The sequence below is a fragment of the Bacillota bacterium genome (assembly GCA_018818595.1).
In the GTDB taxonomy this organism is placed as follows: domain Bacteria; phylum Bacillota_I; class Bacilli_A; order Izemoplasmatales; family Hujiaoplasmataceae; genus JAHIRM01.
On sequence record JAHIRM010000005.1, the window covers coordinates 55,300 to 71,342 of the forward strand.

The 16,043-nt window shown below is 30.6% G+C and carries 16 protein-coding genes; 6 read left to right on the forward strand and 10 right to left on the reverse strand.

What is annotated here, in order from left to right; all coding sequences use genetic code 11:
• Window positions 1–33: 33 nt before the first annotated feature.
• A complete protein-coding gene (locus tag KJ971_01200) occupies window positions 34–792 on the reverse strand; it encodes an SDR family oxidoreductase (GenBank protein MBU1144458.1) in 759 nt (252 codons plus the stop codon).
• 218 nt (window positions 793–1,010) lie between these two features.
• Between KJ971_01200 and KJ971_01205 the strand changes: the two genes are divergently transcribed.
• On the forward strand, window positions 1,011–2,828 hold the full coding sequence (locus tag KJ971_01205; protein ID MBU1144459.1) for a glycoside hydrolase family 13 protein: 1,818 nt from the start codon (window positions 1,011–1,013) through the stop codon (window positions 2,826–2,828).
• A gap of 42 nt (window positions 2,829–2,870) precedes the next feature.
• Here KJ971_01205 and pth read toward each other — a convergent pair whose 3' ends face one another.
• From pth to rpmH, 5 genes are all read right to left on the reverse strand, one after another.
• Window positions 2,871–3,428 (reverse strand): aminoacyl-tRNA hydrolase, encoded by a 558-nt coding sequence (pth, locus tag KJ971_01210; protein MBU1144460.1) that lies wholly within the window; start codon window positions 3,426–3,428, stop codon window positions 2,871–2,873.
• Between the two features lies 1 nt (window position 3,429).
• A complete protein-coding gene (locus KJ971_01215) occupies window positions 3,430–4,050 on the reverse strand; it encodes a KH domain-containing protein (GenBank protein ID MBU1144461.1) in 621 nt (206 codons plus the stop codon).
• 14 nt (window positions 4,051–4,064) lie between these two features.
• Entirely contained in the window at window positions 4,065–5,171 is a 1,107-nt protein-coding gene (locus KJ971_01220; GenBank protein MBU1144462.1) for a YidC/Oxa1 family membrane protein insertase, read from the reverse strand.
• 6 nt (window positions 5,172–5,177) lie between these two features.
• Window positions 5,178–5,513: a ribonuclease P protein component gene (rnpA, locus tag KJ971_01225; protein ID MBU1144463.1), complete on the reverse strand. Its 336-nt coding sequence runs from the start codon at window positions 5,511–5,513 to the stop codon at window positions 5,178–5,180.
• Between the two features lie 98 nt (window positions 5,514–5,611).
• A complete protein-coding gene (rpmH, locus tag KJ971_01230) occupies window positions 5,612–5,755 on the reverse strand; it encodes a 50S ribosomal protein L34 (protein MBU1144464.1) in 144 nt (47 codons plus the stop codon).
• Between the two features lie 355 nt (window positions 5,756–6,110).
• Between rpmH and dnaA the strand changes: the two genes are divergently transcribed.
• From dnaA to KJ971_01255, 5 genes are all read left to right on the forward strand, one after another.
• Window positions 6,111–7,487 carry a chromosomal replication initiator protein DnaA gene (dnaA, locus tag KJ971_01235; GenBank protein MBU1144465.1) on the forward strand — a complete coding sequence of 459 codons (1,377 nt, stop codon included), beginning with the start codon at window positions 6,111–6,113 and terminating at the stop codon, window positions 7,485–7,487.
• A 156-nt stretch (window positions 7,488–7,643) separates the two neighbouring features.
• Complete coding sequence (dnaN, locus tag KJ971_01240) at window positions 7,644–8,768, forward strand: DNA polymerase III subunit beta (protein ID MBU1144466.1); 1,125 nt, start codon at window positions 7,644–7,646, stop codon at window positions 8,766–8,768.
• 110 nt (window positions 8,769–8,878) lie between these two features.
• Window positions 8,879–10,297: an NAD(P)/FAD-dependent oxidoreductase gene (locus KJ971_01245; protein ID MBU1144467.1), complete on the forward strand. Its 1,419-nt coding sequence runs from the start codon at window positions 8,879–8,881 to the stop codon at window positions 10,295–10,297.
• Window positions 10,298–10,466: 169 nt separating this feature from the next.
• Window positions 10,467–11,753 carry an adenylosuccinate synthase gene (locus KJ971_01250; protein ID MBU1144468.1) on the forward strand — a complete coding sequence of 429 codons (1,287 nt, stop codon included), beginning with the start codon at window positions 10,467–10,469 and terminating at the stop codon, window positions 11,751–11,753.
• A gap of 19 nt (window positions 11,754–11,772) precedes the next feature.
• The gene (locus tag KJ971_01255) at window positions 11,773–13,008 is read left to right on the forward strand and encodes an aminotransferase class I/II-fold pyridoxal phosphate-dependent enzyme (protein MBU1144469.1); all 1,236 of its coding nucleotides are present in this window, start codon (window positions 11,773–11,775) and stop codon (window positions 13,006–13,008) included.
• Window positions 13,009–13,058: 50 nt separating this feature from the next.
• Here the strand turns inward: KJ971_01255 and KJ971_01260 are convergent, their stop codons facing one another.
• The 4 genes from KJ971_01260 to KJ971_01275 form a co-directional block, all read right to left on the reverse strand.
• The gene (locus KJ971_01260) at window positions 13,059–13,274 is read right to left on the reverse strand and encodes a hypothetical protein (GenBank protein ID MBU1144470.1); all 216 of its coding nucleotides are present in this window, start codon (window positions 13,272–13,274) and stop codon (window positions 13,059–13,061) included.
• A gap of 86 nt (window positions 13,275–13,360) precedes the next feature.
• A complete protein-coding gene (gene aroF / locus KJ971_01265) occupies window positions 13,361–14,377 on the reverse strand; it encodes a 3-deoxy-7-phosphoheptulonate synthase (GenBank protein MBU1144471.1) in 1,017 nt (338 codons plus the stop codon).
• On the reverse strand, window positions 14,377–14,811 hold the full coding sequence (locus tag KJ971_01270) for a 3-dehydroquinate dehydratase (protein MBU1144472.1): 435 nt from the start codon (window positions 14,809–14,811) through the stop codon (window positions 14,377–14,379). Before KJ971_01270 ends, aroF begins: the two co-directional genes overlap by 1 nt.
• The gene (locus KJ971_01275) at window positions 14,792–16,042 is read right to left on the reverse strand and encodes a hypothetical protein (protein MBU1144473.1); all 1,251 of its coding nucleotides are present in this window, start codon (window positions 16,040–16,042) and stop codon (window positions 14,792–14,794) included. Before KJ971_01275 ends, KJ971_01270 begins: the two co-directional genes overlap by 20 nt.
• Between the last annotated feature and the right edge of the window lies 1 nt (window position 16,043).

Here is a 16,043-nt window from a genome sequence, read left to right on the forward strand (position 1 = left end):
TTATTTATTGCTTAACTCTATTACAAACTTAATCTATTTCATTTTTTTTTGGTTTTGTATTCTATAGGAAATCGCTAAAATTAAGGATGTTGGAATGATTTTAACTAGAAAATGTATTAATTTCATTTGAGCTCCAGGAATAATAATTCGTTTCTTTTTGAAGATGCCTTTTACTGCAATGCTTGCGCATCTTTTTGCGGTCATTCCCTTAAGCGACATCGTAGCTTCTGCAACTTTTCCAAACTCTGTTGCAACGGGTCCTGGGCAAAGCGTTAAAACTCTTACGTCTTTGTTTTGTTTTTTTAGTTCATAATTTACTGCTTCGCTAAGGTGAAGCACATATGCTTTAGTAGCTGCATAAGTCGATAAAAATGGTGTCGATAAAAAAGCCGCCATACTGCTTACGTTTAAGATGATTCCTTTTTCCATTGTTTGAGAATACAATTTAGTTAATATATGTACCGCCTGAATATTTAAATCTATCATTGATAATTCTATTTCTAAGGGAACATCACTGAAAAACCCAACCTTCCCAAACCCTGCATTATTTATAAATATTTCAGGATAATACTGAAGTGTTTCTTTATGCAAAAGAAAGCAATTTTCTTTATTGCTTAGATCCAAACTTTTAACAACAACTTTTACTTGATAGGTTGATTCAATTTCTTTTTTTAGTTGTTCCAACAAATCGGTTCTTCTGGCAACCAATACTAAATTAATTTCTCTCTTAGCTAATTCAAAAGCTATTTCTTTTCCTATTCCACTTGATGCTCCGGTTATAATTGCATACATAATTTATGTTCCTTTCTATTTTAACGCTTTGTATTGTGCTTTAATTTTTCTAATAAATGTATTATCTTATATTATACATTATTTTCGGTAAAAAAGGCGAATAAAACTCTGCAATTCAGTATAATAAACCCTTAATGATTAAAGTATTAAATACGCATATTGAAATTATATAAAAACGTGGTACAATATATACAACGAATATAAGGGAGATTATACCTATGATTTTTGAAGCAATTTTGCATCTACCAAAAAGCCAAATGGCCTATGCAATCGATGAAACTCATTTACATATTTATCTGCGCACCGCAAAAAACGATATTTCAAAGGTCGAGCTAATTATTGGAGACCCTTTTGAATGGTATCAAAAAGATGGAGTATACACTTGGGGTGGAAGGTCGTTTTCTTTCAAAGAAATGCAACCTTCCTACTCCACAGAATTTTTTGACTATTATTTTCTAGAGGTTTGCGTCCCTACCAAGAGAAGCAAATATGCTTTTTTAATTTACAATAATAATGATGTGTATTTTTATGGTTGTAGAAGCATAGAAAAAATCGATTTAATGAAAGATCAAGAGTTCATCTATGATTTGTTTGGTTACTTTAATTATCCGTACATAAATAAAGAGGATTTGATTGATTCCCCGACATGGACAAAAGATACTGTTTGGTATCAAATTTTTCTTGATCGCTTTAATAAAAGTGATAACTCTTCTGATAATTATATTCCTTTTGGTTCAATTAAAGATGGAATTCAAAACAATATGTTCTTTGGAGGAAATTTACTTGGTGTCATAGAAAAGATCCCTTATTTAAAAAATCTAGGAATCTCAGGAATCTATTTCACTCCAATTTTCAAAGCATATACCGCTCATAAATATGATACAGAAGATTACTTCTTAATAGATCCTTCTTTTGGCACGAATGACGACTTTTATCTTTTGGTTAAAGAATGTCATAAGGCCGGTATTAAAGTTATGTTAGACGCTGTATTTAACCACTGTGGCTTTGGACATCCATTCTTTCAAGATGTAATAAAGAACAAACGTAATTCTCCTTACTGGGATTGCTTTTTCATAGAAGATGAAAATTTTATTGACTTTGCGCTTAACGAATTTGGTCGACCTCTTCTTCATAATTTTAAACCAAAATATAGAACCTTTGGTTTTACTCCAAATATGCCAAAATTAAATACGTCTAATCCATTAATGGAAGAGTATTTATTAAAGGTAGCCTCTTATTGGATAAAAGAGTTTGATATTGACGGTTGGAGATTAGATGTTTCAAATGAAGTAAGTCACTCTTTTTGGAGAAAATTCAGAACTACTGTGAAGGCTATTAAACCTTCTATCTACATTCTTGGAGAAAATTGGGACGATTCAACCCCTTGGCTAAGAGGGGATCAATTAGATGCGGTTATGAATTACGAAATCAGTTATCCTATTTGGCAATTTTTTGGAAAACAAAAGATTTCAAAAGTCATTGATGCCAAAACATTTAAATATCAAATAAATAATTTGTTACTTCGATATCCAAAGAACGTATCAATAAATATGTTTAATCTTGTTGATTCACACGATACAATGAGAATATTTACTCGTTGTAACAACGATCAAGAACTAGTTAAATTATGTTATCTATTTATCTTTAGTTTTTGCGGTTCTCCATCTATTTATTATGGAGATGAGATTGGTTTAGAAGGTAAAGATGACCCAGATTCAAGAAGATGTATGATATGGGATAGTTCTCTTCAAAACAAAGACTTGTTTTCTTTCTTTAAAAGAATTATTGTGCTGAGAAACCAATATCCAGATATGAAACTAGTTGATGTAACTTGGCATTATACTGAAGATAATATTTTAATTTATCAAAAAAATAAATTGTATTTTATTATAAATAATAACCAAGAAAATAAAACCGTTGCTCTCCCTTTTCCTTTAAAACAATCTGCTGTTTTTGATGTATTCAATCAGGTTGAAATGAATTTAGATAAATCCATTACTCTTCCACCTTATGGATTTATAATTCTTCAAAAATAAGAAATAAATTAAAAATAAAGCCGCTCTTTCGAGCGGCTTTCACTATTTAATATTATATTTGTTCATTAATACATCAAAAGATTGTTCTAGTACAAAGTCTTCAATTAATTGTGATGTTGTTAGCTGTAAATCAACCATTGCTTTCATTTCGGCTTTAGAAAATAGACTTAAAACGTGTTCTTTGGTTTCCACAGAATCATCTCGATCAATACCGATTCTACATCTTTTAAAGTTTTCGGTACCCAGTTGAGAAATAATAGATTTTAATCCATTATGTCCTCCTGATCCTCCTGTTTCTCGTAGTCTAATCTTAGCAAGAGGTAAATCAACATCATCAGAAATTATCAAAATATTTTCTGATGGTATTTTATAATAATCTGCAACCAATTTTACTGCATTTCCAGATAAATTCATAAACGTTTTTGGTTTCAATAAAATTGTTTGGTTTTTTTGAGTAATTTCAGCTTGAAACTTACCTTCTTTTGTAAATTTAAGATGACTTATTTTGGCATAGGTATCCAAACACATAAACCCGACATTGTGTTTTGATTTTTCATATTTTTTCCCCGGATTTCCTAATCCAACAATTAATTGTAACATTTTACTTGTGTCTAGGTTTTATCACAACGTAACGATTTGGTTCTTCGCCTTCAGATTCCGTTGCGACATCACGCCAATCTGCTAATTTTGTATGAATTACTCTTCTTTCATAGGCGTTCATTTTGCCTAATCTAGCCGAAATTCTTGTTCTAGCAACTTCTTTCGCTGTCTTAGTTGCTAAAATTTCTAATTGTTTTTTTCGTTGTTCTTTGTATCCACCAACATCAACCAAAACCATATAGTATTCATCTGTATAGATATTGATATAATTCTTTAGCAACGTTTGAATGGCATCTAATGTTTTTCCATTTTTACCAATTAAAATTGGGTTTTCATTTGCGTCAATTAGAAAAGTAATTTGTTTTTCTTCTCCTGGTTTTGCTTCAACAATTGCTTCAATTTCCATGTCCTTAAGAATCGATTTGATGTAATTTATTGAATCTTTGACTACATCAAATTTAACAATTGCTTCAACAATGTATGTTGTATTTAAACGTAAAATTCCACGTTTTTCTTCAACAATTTGGAGGTCAATATAATCTTTGTTTACTCTTAGCTCGTTTGCTGCAAACTTGACAGTTGCATCATTGACGGCTTTTGTTTCAAATCGAAGTGATTTCATATCTGTTCTCCTCTTTAAAATTGTTTGCGAAGTTGTTCTTGTCTTTTACCAGATTTTCGGTGAGAAATATAACTTTGGAATAATTGATATGAGTTACCAATGACCCAGTAAAAAGCGATTCCTGCATTACCAATCGAAATGTAAGCCATCATTATGACCATAAAATACATCATATATTTCATCGTTTTTTGACTTTGTTGAGCTTTAGCGTCTTGATATTGATTTGGTTTTTGGTTTGCTTTGGTTCTTTTTTGAATTAGCCATTGACTTAAAAACATCGTTACCGCAACAACAATTGCAAGAGGTAAATTTAGTAACCATTCCGTGTTTCCTAAATTTGTCCATAAAAAGTTTGTATTCATTACCACAGATGCGTCTCCAAATACAGATGTACTTGTAAGTGGAAATCTTTGAACAACTTGATACATTGCAATAAAGATTGGCATTTGCAATAGAGGCATTAAACATCCCCATACATTTATTTTATACTTCTTGTATAACTCCATGGTTTCCATTTGCATTCTTTGTTGAGAAGCTTGATCCGTTTTTCCGCGATATTTTTCTTGAACTTTACTTAATTCCGGTTGTGCCATTTGCATTTTCAAAGTCATATCGTTGCTTTTAGCATAAACCGGCCACCCTAAAGTACGAATAACTAATGTCATGATAAGCAACCCTATCCAATACAAATAAGTATCTCCCAACAACCCAAATAGATTGCTTGCATGGAAAGTAAAAATTCCAAGTTGAGTAATCACCCATTCCCAAGCTCCTGTTTTTTCACCTATTGGAGTTGTATATGCGCTTTTATATAATCCGGTTTGTTCTTTTTCGATAGCTTGTGAATTTTCAAATACAACTTTTACATAAGCATCTTCTGTATTCCATTCAGCATATCCATCTCCTGCATCACTTACATTATCTGTGATATAAGGCACTCCACCTAGTAATGAAATAACTCCATTATAAGTTGATGCTGGTTGAGATTCTGTTGCCTCGGAGACTAAAACAATACTTGTGTAGTTGTTATAAGAAACTTCTCCTTCTTTCGATCCACATCCGGTAAGACCAACTAGTAGTAATAATGCAAAAATTACAGCAATAAACTTTGTTTTTTTCATAATGTCCTATCCTTCTATTATTTTCGCTCTAGCGAATAATTTTTCCAAAGTTTGATTTATCTCTTGAAAAGACAATTCTTTGGCTTTTGATTTTGAAACAATAAAAAAATCCATTTGTTTCAAAAAAGAATGATTTTTTATAATTTCTCTAATTCTTCTTTTTATCAAATTTCGTTGTACTGCGTTTCCATATTTTTTGGGAACGCTAATTGCATACCTAAAATGTTCGTTTTCATGGTTTTGCTTTTGATAAATTACAAAATAGCCATCGCCAACGCTTGATTTGTTTTTCATAATCATTTCTATTTCAGCGCTCTTTTTTACACGATATGCCTTTTTCAATAATATTGCCTCCTTAAAAAACAAAAAAACCACCAAAAATATATTATTCTGGTGATTACGGGTTCTAATATATATTAGGTGTTTGCTCTATTTTGTTTTTAACGATCCGAAACAGTTAAGGACTTGCGGCCTCTTGCTCTTCTACGAGCTAATACTTTACGGCCGTTTGCAGTTTCCATTCTAGCTCTAAAACCGTGTGTTCTAACTCTTTTTATTTTACTAGGTTGATATGTTCTACTCATATTCAACACCTCCCTATAGTTATCCAAAAACCATGCTACATCATTATAAGTGATTTTCAATATTATGTCAACAATTTTTGTTTTGTCTAAATTACCAAAAACTATCCACACTCTTTTTTCGCACAAATTTGAGCTGGATATCGGTTTTACCAACCATCCACAATCGTGTAGATAAGTCTGTTTTTATAATTTGTGGAAAACCCTTTTTCACGCCTATATTATGCCATATTTTGTCCACAATTACCGTGTTGACGATGAAAATTTTAAAAAAGTTATCCACAAATTTTGTGGAAAATTAATTGGTGTAATTTTTTAAATCTGTGATATATTTGATTTAAGATATGAGGTATTGCGAATGGAAGACTTTGGAAAGATTTGGGAGAAAATTAAATACCAGCTTCAAATCACATTAGATGAAGATGTTTATTCCGAACATTTTGCAAATATTTCTAATGTATTTAAAGTCGTTAATAACTATATTTACCTTATTTCACCTAACTCTTTCATAAAGAGTAAAATCGAATCTTTTTATTTAAATCGACTAAATGCGATGTTAAATGAATATGTTTTAGAAAAACATATGTTTAAAATTATTACAAAAGAACAAGCCGCAGAAGAATTGGCCAAATCAGCTAATTATGAAATAAATACTCCTGAACTAGGGCTTGAAAATAAATATAAAACTGGACTAAATAATTCATATACTTTTGATAATTTTGTTGTTGGAGCGAGCAATCGTTTTGCATATACTTCCGCTATGAAAGTTGCTGATCAACCGGGAGCATTTGTAAACCCTTTGTATGTTTTTGGAGATGTAGGGTTGGGTAAAACCCACTTAATGCAATGTGTTGGTAATTACATTTTAGAAAATGACGTAAACAAAATTGTCTTATATGCAAAAACAGATCAATTTATTGAAGATTATGCAAAAGCAGCTCAAAAAAAAGCTTTTGACGATTTTTCAAAAAAATATGAAAATGTTGACATCTTATTAGTTGATGATATTCAATTTCTTTCAGGAAAAAACCAATCTCAACTTGAGTTTTTTAAAATTTTTGAAAAATTAAAAGAAAATAATAAGCAAATTGTTATTACATCAGACCGTCCTGCTTCTGAATTATATGAAATCATGTCTCGATTAACTTCAAGATTTGAATGGGGACTTTCTGTTGATATCAATCGACCAAATTTAGAACATCGAATCTTAATCTTGAAAAAGAAATTACAAGCAGAAACAGCAAATCCTGATTTAATTCCAGATGAAATTTTAGAATACATTGCAAGCGTGTTTGATAATAACGTTCGCGAACTTGAAGGAGCTTTAAAAAGAGTTTTATTTTATTGTACTGCCTTTGATTACAAATTTACCATCGCAAACGCAGAAGAAGCTTTAAAAAATTTAATAAATTCTAAGAAAATTTCTAATAGTTCCATTGAAAAAAGCAATTATAATAATATTTTAGATATTGTTAGCTCTTATTATACGATTTCAACAACAGATTTGTTATCTAAAAAAAGAAAAAAACAATATGTATTCCCAAGGCAAGTTGCAATGTATATTTTGAAAGATTTATATGATTTAACCTATAAAAAAATAGGACAAATATTTAATAATAGAGATCATTCAACTGTTATTTATAGTATTGAGCAAATTTCAAACGATGTTCAGACAGATAATGCAAAGAAAAACGATATTGATAAATTGTTAATCAAATGTGGAAAAAAAACGTAAAAACATGCCTTTTCCACATTAAATATCCTATACTTATAGCGCGAAATGTGGTATAATATAAGGAGTTAAGTGTAAAAGTTTTACCTCTTTTCAACACTTATAATAACAATAATAATAAAAACTTTAAATAATAATTAAATAAACAGGAGGTCGTTTATGGATTTTACAATTTTGACTGATGTAATGCTTAACAATTTACTAATTGCTCAAAAAGCTTTATCTACAAAAACACCAGCTCCTTATCTTCAAGGTATAAAACTCGAAGTTTACCAAAAAGAAATCATTATGATAACAAGTAACTCTGACATTTCAATTAAATTATCAATCAAAGATGAAAGTTTACAAGTTGAATCGATTGGAGATGTTTTAATTCCAGGAAAGTTCTTTGTAGATATTATTAGAAAATTAGATGGAGATAAAATACATCTATCTGTTGTAGATAATAATATTTTAAGAATTGTCGCAGGAAATTCTGATGTTACTTTAAATTTGTTAAACGTTGAAGATTATCCTGAATTAGATTTTGTGATGAATGATACTCCAATTAAAATTGATTCAAAAGTAATGAAATCAATTATTAGACAAACCACCTTTGCAACTTCTGCAATTGAAAACAGACCGATATTAACTGGTGTAAATATCCGAGTTGAAGGAGAAAAATTAGTTGCAATTGCCACAGACTCTTTTAGATTAAGTCAAAAAATGATTGATATTCCTAAAAACTTTGAGAATATGAATGTCGTTATTCCTGGAAAAAGTTTAGATGAATTATTTAAAATTTTAGAATTAAATTTAGAAGAAATATTAATTCATTTAGATCACAAATCTATTTTGTTTGAATATGGAAATGTATTATTTCAATCTAGATTATTAGATGGTAATTTTCCTGAAACTTCTCGACTAATACCTTTAGAATTTCCAATTATTGTTAAATTTAATAAAAATGATCTATTCGTCGCTATTGATAGAGCATCTTTGTTATCGCAAAAAGATGGCGCAAGCAGTATTGTTAAATTGCATTTAAGAAACGATAATGTTGTTGAAATTACATCAAATTCTCCAGAAATTGGTAAAGTAGTAGAGGAAGTTTTTCCTCTTGAAAAAGCAATTGGCATACCAATTAAAATTGCATTCAGTTCTAAATATTTTTTAGATGCTTTAAAAACATTTAATTCTGATGAAATTTATGTTAAATTTACAGGGGAAATCCGTCCTTTTGTAATTGAAGCGGATAACGATTTAGGATTGATTCAATTAATTTTACCTGTAAGAACAGAATAATAATATTTAATATTCAAAATGGAGAGCAATCTCCATTTTTATTTTGATTATTTATTGATTTTAGTAGTGAATAATGTTATTATTTTATCGGTCTTTAAGGGGTGTATCTAATGAAGAAAAACTATGATGTTGTAATTGTTGGCGCAGGTCCTTCAGGAGCGATGTGTGCATACGAGTTATCAAAAAAAAATCCAAACTTATCTATTTTATTGGTTGACAAAGGACATGATATTTATCATAGAATTTGCCCGATTTTAGAGAAAAAAATAATAAAATGTCCTGTTCAAAAAAATGGTTTTATTGGATGCCTTCCTCATTGTTCGATTACAAATGGATTTGGTGGTGCTGGAGCATATTCGGATGGAAAATTTAATATTACCGCAGAATACGGTGGTTGGATGAATGAATATTTAGATGCAGAAACAATTGAAGAATTAATTAGATATGTAGATTCCATTAATCTTGAATTTGGAGCACCTACCGAAATTACAGATCCAAACACTGAAAAGGTAAAGGAAATTGAAAGAAAAGGATTAGCGGTAGGATTAAAATTATTAAGAGGACAAGTTAGACATTTAGGAACAGAGGTTAATTTAAAAATTTTGAAAAATGTCTATGAATATTTAAAAACGAAAATAGATATGATTTATAAAATAGAAGTAAAAGATATTGTTGTACAATCAAACGTAATCAAAGGAATTATACTTGAAACCGATGAACAAATTGACAGCCGTTTTGTTGTTATAGCTCCTGGAAGAGATGGATCTTCTTGGCTTTCTTCTATATGCCAAAATCATCAAATTACAACGAAAGCAAATCACGTTGATATTGGAGTTCGAGTTGAAACAAATAACGAAATAATGGAAGAAATAAATGAGAATTTATATGAAGGAAAATTTATTTACCGAACAAGTGGAGGAAATCAGGTTAGAACATTTTGCTCTAATCCTTCGGGGCATGTTGTAATTGAAAATCACAGTGGAACAATACTTGCAAATGGACACGCTTATGCTGATAGTCAATTAGGATCAAAAAACACAAACTTTGCTTTACTTGTTAGCCATAATTTTACAGAACCTTTCAATCAACCAAACGAATTTGCTCATGGAGTTTCAAAACTAGCAAATATGTTAAGCAATGGAGCTGTTATATTACAAAGATATGGTGATTTAAAAAACGGTAGAAGATCAACTGAAAAAAGAATTAGAGAAGGGTTTGTTAAACCAACTCTAAAAGAAGCGATTCCAGGTGATTTAGGGCTTGTTTTACCTTATAAGACAATGAAGTCTATTATGGAAATGATTGAAGCTTTAGATTTTGTCTCTCCTGGAGTGGCATCAGAACATACATTGCTTTATGGAGTGGAATCCAAATTTTATTCAGCGAGACCAGAAGTGAACAATCATTTTGAAACAAAAATTAAAGGATTATATTTTGGCGGAGATGGAGCAGGCATTACTCGAGGATTAGCTCAAGCGAGTGCAAACGGGGTATGGATTGCAAGAGATATTGTTTCAAAAACAAATTAACAAAGATTGGTAAATTTGAAGGGCAAATTATTAATTGACACAATAAATATGTTTATTAATTCTTTACTCCTTTGATAAAACCAGTCTTTTTTTTCTTTCCCACTTTTCAAGTCTTCTCATTCTTATACTCCTATGTTATAATGAGTATGTTTTCAAGGAGGAAGGCTTCGTGAGTAAAACAATTGTTATTGTCGGAACACAATGGGGAGACGAAGGAAAAGGAAAAATTACAGATTATTTAGCTAGGAAAGCTGATGTTGTAGTTAGAAGCCAAGGTGGAAACAATGCAGGACACACCATTCTTTTTGACAACCAAAAATTTGCGCTTCACCTTATCCCATCAGGGATATTTAATCCAAAAACCAAAAATATTATGGCAAATGGTATGGTAATTAATCCTAAAGCCTTATTTGATGAAATAGAATTGCTTCAAAGAAATAACGTTACAAATTATCAATTATTTATAAGCGATAGAGCTCACGTTGTAATGCCTTATCATATTGAATTGGATCAACTTTTCGAATCTCTTAAAGAAGGGCAAGCTATTGGGACCACCTTAAAAGGAATTGGGCCTGCTTATAATGATAAAACTTCTCGATTTGGTATTCGAATTGGCGATTTGGTTCGCCCAAATCAATTACAGAATCAATTAAAAAATGCATTAGCTTTTATTAATCCTGTTTTAATCACTTTTAATAGAAAGCCTTTTGAGTTTGATAAATTATATCAAGAGTTTTTGTTAATCGGCGAAAAAATTAAACCATATATTGCGGATACTTCATTGCTCCTTCAAAAAGCTCTTGATGAAGATAAAAAAATATTATTTGAAGGCGCACAAGGAACAATGCTTTGTCTTGAACACGGAACATACCCCTATGTAACAAGTAGCTCTCCTACGGCAGCCTCCGTCCCTTTGGCAGCAGGTATTTGTCCTCAAGCCATTAACGAAGTCATAGGAATTACAAAAGCATATACAACAAGAGTTGGGGGAGGATTTTTTCCAACAGAGTTTGAAAACGAAATTACTCATCAAATTAGAGAAGTTGGACATGAATATGGAACCACCACTGGAAGACCAAGAAGAATCGGGTGGTTTGACTCAGTAATTTTAAGACATGCCGCAAGAATTAATGGATTGACAGGTTTAAGCATCATGCTTTTAGATGTATTAACGGGAATAGAAAAAATTAATATATGTACTCACTATGAATTAAATGGACTACCAATTAATTATATCCCAGGAAATTATGAAGATTTTTCAAAATGTATTCCAATTTATAAATCTTATCCAGGTTGGACTGAAAATATTTCTAATGTAAAAAGCTTCAATGAACTTCCTGAAAACTGTAAAAAATATTTACAGGCAATTGAAGAATTAGTTAGGATTAAGATTACGATTTTTTCTGTGGGACCGGACCGCAATCAAACCGTAACTTTAAAAAAATATTTCGAATAAATAGAAAAGGGTGTGAAAAATGCTGAACCATATCGTTGGAAAACATGCAGAAAACAAGAAACTTGAATCAAACATTTTACAAATTTCGCAAGAAGCAAAAGCGATGAAATTGAAATATGATGATGTAATTAATGCAACTGTTGGAATGCTTCATCGCGAAGAAGGAAAAGTTTTTAAGTTTCAAGTGGTTGAAGATTTATTGCGCAACTTAACAGACGCTGAGATGTATCATTATGCTCCAGTTAGAGGGACAAAAGCGTTTAGTGAAGGAGTATTTAATTGGGTTTTTGGAAAACACCAAGAAACCATAAAAGAACAATTTTATTACAGTGTTATTCCTACCACCGGAGGTAGTGGAGCCATTAGCAATACTTTTTATAACTTTAATGATTTTAATCAAAAAGTACTATTGCCTAACCATTATTGGACCCCTTATGAAAACTTCGCTTTTGAAGCAAATATTGGGCTCGAAACTTTTTTAATGTATGATGATAAAAATAGATTCAATTTAAAAGATTTTAAAGAAAAGGCTATTTCCTTATCGGATAGCCAACAAAGGTTATGCGTTTTACTAAATGATCCATGTAATAATCCAACCGGACTTTGTATGTCAAAAGAAGATTGGAAAGAAGTCATTCTTGTTTTAAATGAAATCGCTGAAAAAAACATCCCAGTGATTTTAATTCAGGATATTGCTTATATAGATTATCAACTTAAATCAGAAGAATTTTCAAGAGATAATTTCTTGACATATTTAGATTTACATCCAAACATTTTAACAGTTGTTGTTTTTTCAGGATCTAAAACATTTTCTCTTTACGGTTTTAGAATTGGAGCACAAATTGGATTGTCTAAAAACAAAGAATTGGTTGATCAATTTCTTCGAGTGGGAGATTATTCAGTTAGAGCAAGATTTTCAAGCGTTAGTCAGCCGGCTATGAGTATCATTGGAAAAGTATTTTCTGATCCAGTATATCAAAAACAATTTTCTGACGAACTAATCATTGCAAGGCAATTATTGAAAGATAGAGCAATTTTATTTATGGAAGAAGCCGAAAAACACAAATTAAATATATTGCCATACTGTGGCGGATTTTTTATCAGTATTGAAACTAAAAACAAAAACATTTTTACAGATTTGGTTGAAGAACATGTTTTTGTTATTCAAATGGGCGAATTAATTCGAATTGCCATCAGTTCTTTAAAATTACAAGAAATACCAAGATTAGTAGAAATATTAAAAAAACACGTATAAAGAAAAAAAGAGATCTTTTTTAAGGTCTCTTTTTTTAAAAACAAAGTTTATTAAACAAGAAAAGTAATTTTGCCTTGAGTTAATAAGGTATATATGTCGATGATGCACAGAATAAACCCGCCAAAAATTATCCATAAAATACCAATAATTAATTGTCCTTTTGCGATTCTGTAAATTCCATATACAATATTATCGATTCCAGGTAATGCTAAAACGACTTTTAAAACCAATGGTAAATCATCAATTAATTTAATATAACTTTTCATTATATCACCAACCTTTCAAGACAAATTATATCACAAGAAATTAAATATGGAATCGGAATAAAAAAAACAGTGAGTTTTCACTGTTTTTATTCTAATGTTCGATCGACTGCTTCGGCAACTTTTTTACATTTTTTTACTAGGTCTTTAAATCGTTCAGGTTTTAATGATTGTTGCCCATCACTCAAAGCGTTTTCTGGTTCGTGATGAACTTCGATAATTAAACCATCTGCCCCAGCAGCGATTGCGGCTTTTGATAAGGACTCAATATATTCCCATCTTCCTGCAGCGTGAGAGGGATCAATTATAATGGGTAAATGAGATAATTTTTTAATAACCGGAATGGCGCTAATATCTAAAGTGTTTCTCGTTGAAGTTTCGTATGTGCGAATACCTCTTTCGCAAAGTATTACGTTTTGATTTCCTCCGGCTAAAATATATTCTGCAGACATTAATAATTCTTCAATGGTATTGGCTAAACCTCTTTTTAATAAAATAGGTTTATCAATTTTGCCTAATTCTTTTAGTAAGGCAAAATTTTGCATATTTCTTGCTCCTACTTGAATTAAATCTACTGTTTCAATAAAATAAGGCAATTCATCGAGGCTCATAATTTCACTTACAATAGGAATATTGTATTTTAAGCTAACGGTTTTTAAAACATTTAAACCTTCTACGCCCATTCCTTGGAACGAATAAGGGCTAGTTCTTGGTTTGAAAGCGCCGGCTCTCAATATTTTTGCGCCAGCTTCTTTTACTATAGGAGCAATGATATTGATTTGTTCTTCTGATTCAACCGCGCATGGGCCGCCCATAATAACAACATTTTTTCCGCCTATTTTTACACCACATACATCAACAATTGTATCAATTGGGTGGAATTTACGATTTACCTTTTTAAAGGGTTCTTGAACTCTTAAGACAGAATCAACAAAATCATAGGCATATAAACTATTAGGATCAAATTTTGTAGTATCCCCAACAACACCAAATATTGTTACAGTTGATCCAATGCTTTCATGAATTTCAAAGCCTTGTTTTAAAAGGCTTGAACGCAGTAATTCTATTTCTTTTATTTGGGTACCTTCTTTAAATTTAACAATCATTATTTTATATTACCTTTCGTGAAGATGTCTATCGCTTCAATATAACTATTAAATCCTTTTCCAGACACTTGAGCGATGCAGGCATCTTTAATAACGGATATCTTACGAAAAGGTTCTCTTGAATAAATATCAGTCAAATGAACTTCAATGGTTTTGAGAGGAACAGATTTTATGCAATCATAGATGGCAAAAGAGTAATGAGTATATGCTCCTGGATTTATGATTAAACCATCAAATCGAACATAATTTTCTTGAATTAAATCAATAATTTCTCCCTCATGATTAGATTGATAAATTTCAATGTGATGCTTATGTAATTGGCCATAATCAAGGATAAAATTTACTAAATCATTGTAACTTTGTTTTCCATATAAATCCGTTTCACGAACACCTAAAAAATTCAAATTAGGTCCATTAATTATTAAGAAATTCATCCACTTTCGCCTCTATTTCTTTAATATGAATTTGAGCATCTTGAGAAATGTTGATTGTGATATCTGCGTATTTTTGATAAAGAGGCCTTCTTGTTTTAGAAAGCAATAAAATGTCTTTTCCTTGTTTAATCAATGGCCGATTTTGGATGGCTAATTTTGCAATATCTTTTGGATCTTTGTCTAAAAAAATTACAAAACCATTTTGTTTTAATTTTATCATGTTGTCTGAATTTAAAATCATTCCACCACCAGTAGCTATGACTAAATCTCTAGATTTATATATTTTTTCCACAAAAGCAGTTTCTTGTTCGCGAAAGAATGATTCTCCATAAGTTTTAAAGATTTCAGGGATGGACAAATTCAATTTTTTTTCAATAAATTTGTCTGAATCCAAAACATTTTTATTATATAGTAGGCCTAATTTTTTTGCATATTTTGATTTACCACTTAATGGGAGTCCAACCAAAACCAAATTCATCATTTTTTTGCATATTTCAAAATATATTTGAGAACCTAATTCAAGACTTATTTTTTGATTAAAAAATAGTTCGTGAGATTTAAGCGCTTGAAAGACAAGCATATATAATCCGTTATAAGCTTTAATATTATTTTCTTTTGCTTCAAGTAGTAATTTGGTTTGTATTGGATTATAAATTAAATCAATTACAACAAAAAGGTTTATGAAATCTTTCAAACTAAAAGGAAGAGAATCTTGAAGATGAGGATACATTCCTATTGGTGTAGTATTAACGATTATATCATAATCTATGACCTTGTCAAACTCTTTAAATTCGATTTCATCATTTTCTTTTATGGAGCGGCAAATCTTCGTGACTATTTTTGCTTTTAGGTCATAAAAAAGCAAGGAAGCTGTTTTTGCAGCTCCGCCATTTCCAATTAATAAGATTTTTTTATTTTCACAATTGATATGACGATATTCAAGCAAAGATTTTAATCCAAAATAATCTGTATTATAACCAATCAATTTGTTATCTCTTTGAATGATGGTGTTAACGCATTTCGTTTTCCTTGCAATTTCATCCAATTCATCTAAATATGGAAGAACTTGTTCTTTGTAGGGAATGGTTACATTGATTCCATCAAAGCGCCTTTCTTTCATAAAATAATCAAGATGTTCGGTTTCAAACAATCGATATGATTCATTTCCAAAACGGGAATGAATTTCTAAAGACATACTGTGCTTGAGTGACTTTCCTAACAAACCATACATA

Excerpts from the sequence above, each read along its gene's own strand:
- KJ971_01200 (MBU1144458.1), bottom strand. The coding sequence starts at position 792 with ATGTATGCAATTATAACCGGAGCATCAAGTGGAATAGGAAAAGAAATA.
- KJ971_01205 (MBU1144459.1), top strand. The coding sequence starts at position 1,011 with ATGATTTTTGAAGCAATTTTGCATCTACCAAAAAGCCAAATGGCCTAT.
- pth (MBU1144460.1), bottom strand. The coding sequence starts at position 3,428 with ATGTTACAATTAATTGTTGGATTAGGAAATCCGGGGAAAAAATATGAA.
- KJ971_01215 (MBU1144461.1), bottom strand. The coding sequence starts at position 4,050 with ATGAAATCACTTCGATTTGAAACAAAAGCCGTCAATGATGCAACTGTC.
- KJ971_01220 (MBU1144462.1), bottom strand. The coding sequence starts at position 5,171 with ATGAAAAAAACAAAGTTTATTGCTGTAATTTTTGCATTATTACTACTA.
- rpmH (MBU1144464.1), bottom strand. The coding sequence starts at position 5,755 with ATGAGTAGAACATATCAACCTAGTAAAATAAAAAGAGTTAGAACACAC.
- dnaA (MBU1144465.1), top strand. The coding sequence starts at position 6,111 with ATGGAAGACTTTGGAAAGATTTGGGAGAAAATTAAATACCAGCTTCAA.
- dnaN (MBU1144466.1), top strand. The coding sequence starts at position 7,644 with ATGGATTTTACAATTTTGACTGATGTAATGCTTAACAATTTACTAATT.
- KJ971_01245 (MBU1144467.1), top strand. The coding sequence starts at position 8,879 with ATGAAGAAAAACTATGATGTTGTAATTGTTGGCGCAGGTCCTTCAGGA.
- KJ971_01255 (MBU1144469.1), top strand. The coding sequence starts at position 11,773 with ATGCTGAACCATATCGTTGGAAAACATGCAGAAAACAAGAAACTTGAA.
- KJ971_01260 (MBU1144470.1), bottom strand. The coding sequence starts at position 13,274 with ATGAAAAGTTATATTAAATTAATTGATGATTTACCATTGGTTTTAAAA.
- aroF (MBU1144471.1), bottom strand. The coding sequence starts at position 14,377 with ATGATTGTTAAATTTAAAGAAGGTACCCAAATAAAAGAAATAGAATTA.
- KJ971_01270 (MBU1144472.1), bottom strand. The coding sequence starts at position 14,811 with ATGAATTTCTTAATAATTAATGGACCTAATTTGAATTTTTTAGGTGTT.
- KJ971_01275 (MBU1144473.1), bottom strand. The coding sequence starts at position 16,042 with ATGTATGGTTTGTTAGGAAAGTCACTCAAGCACAGTATGTCTTTAGAA.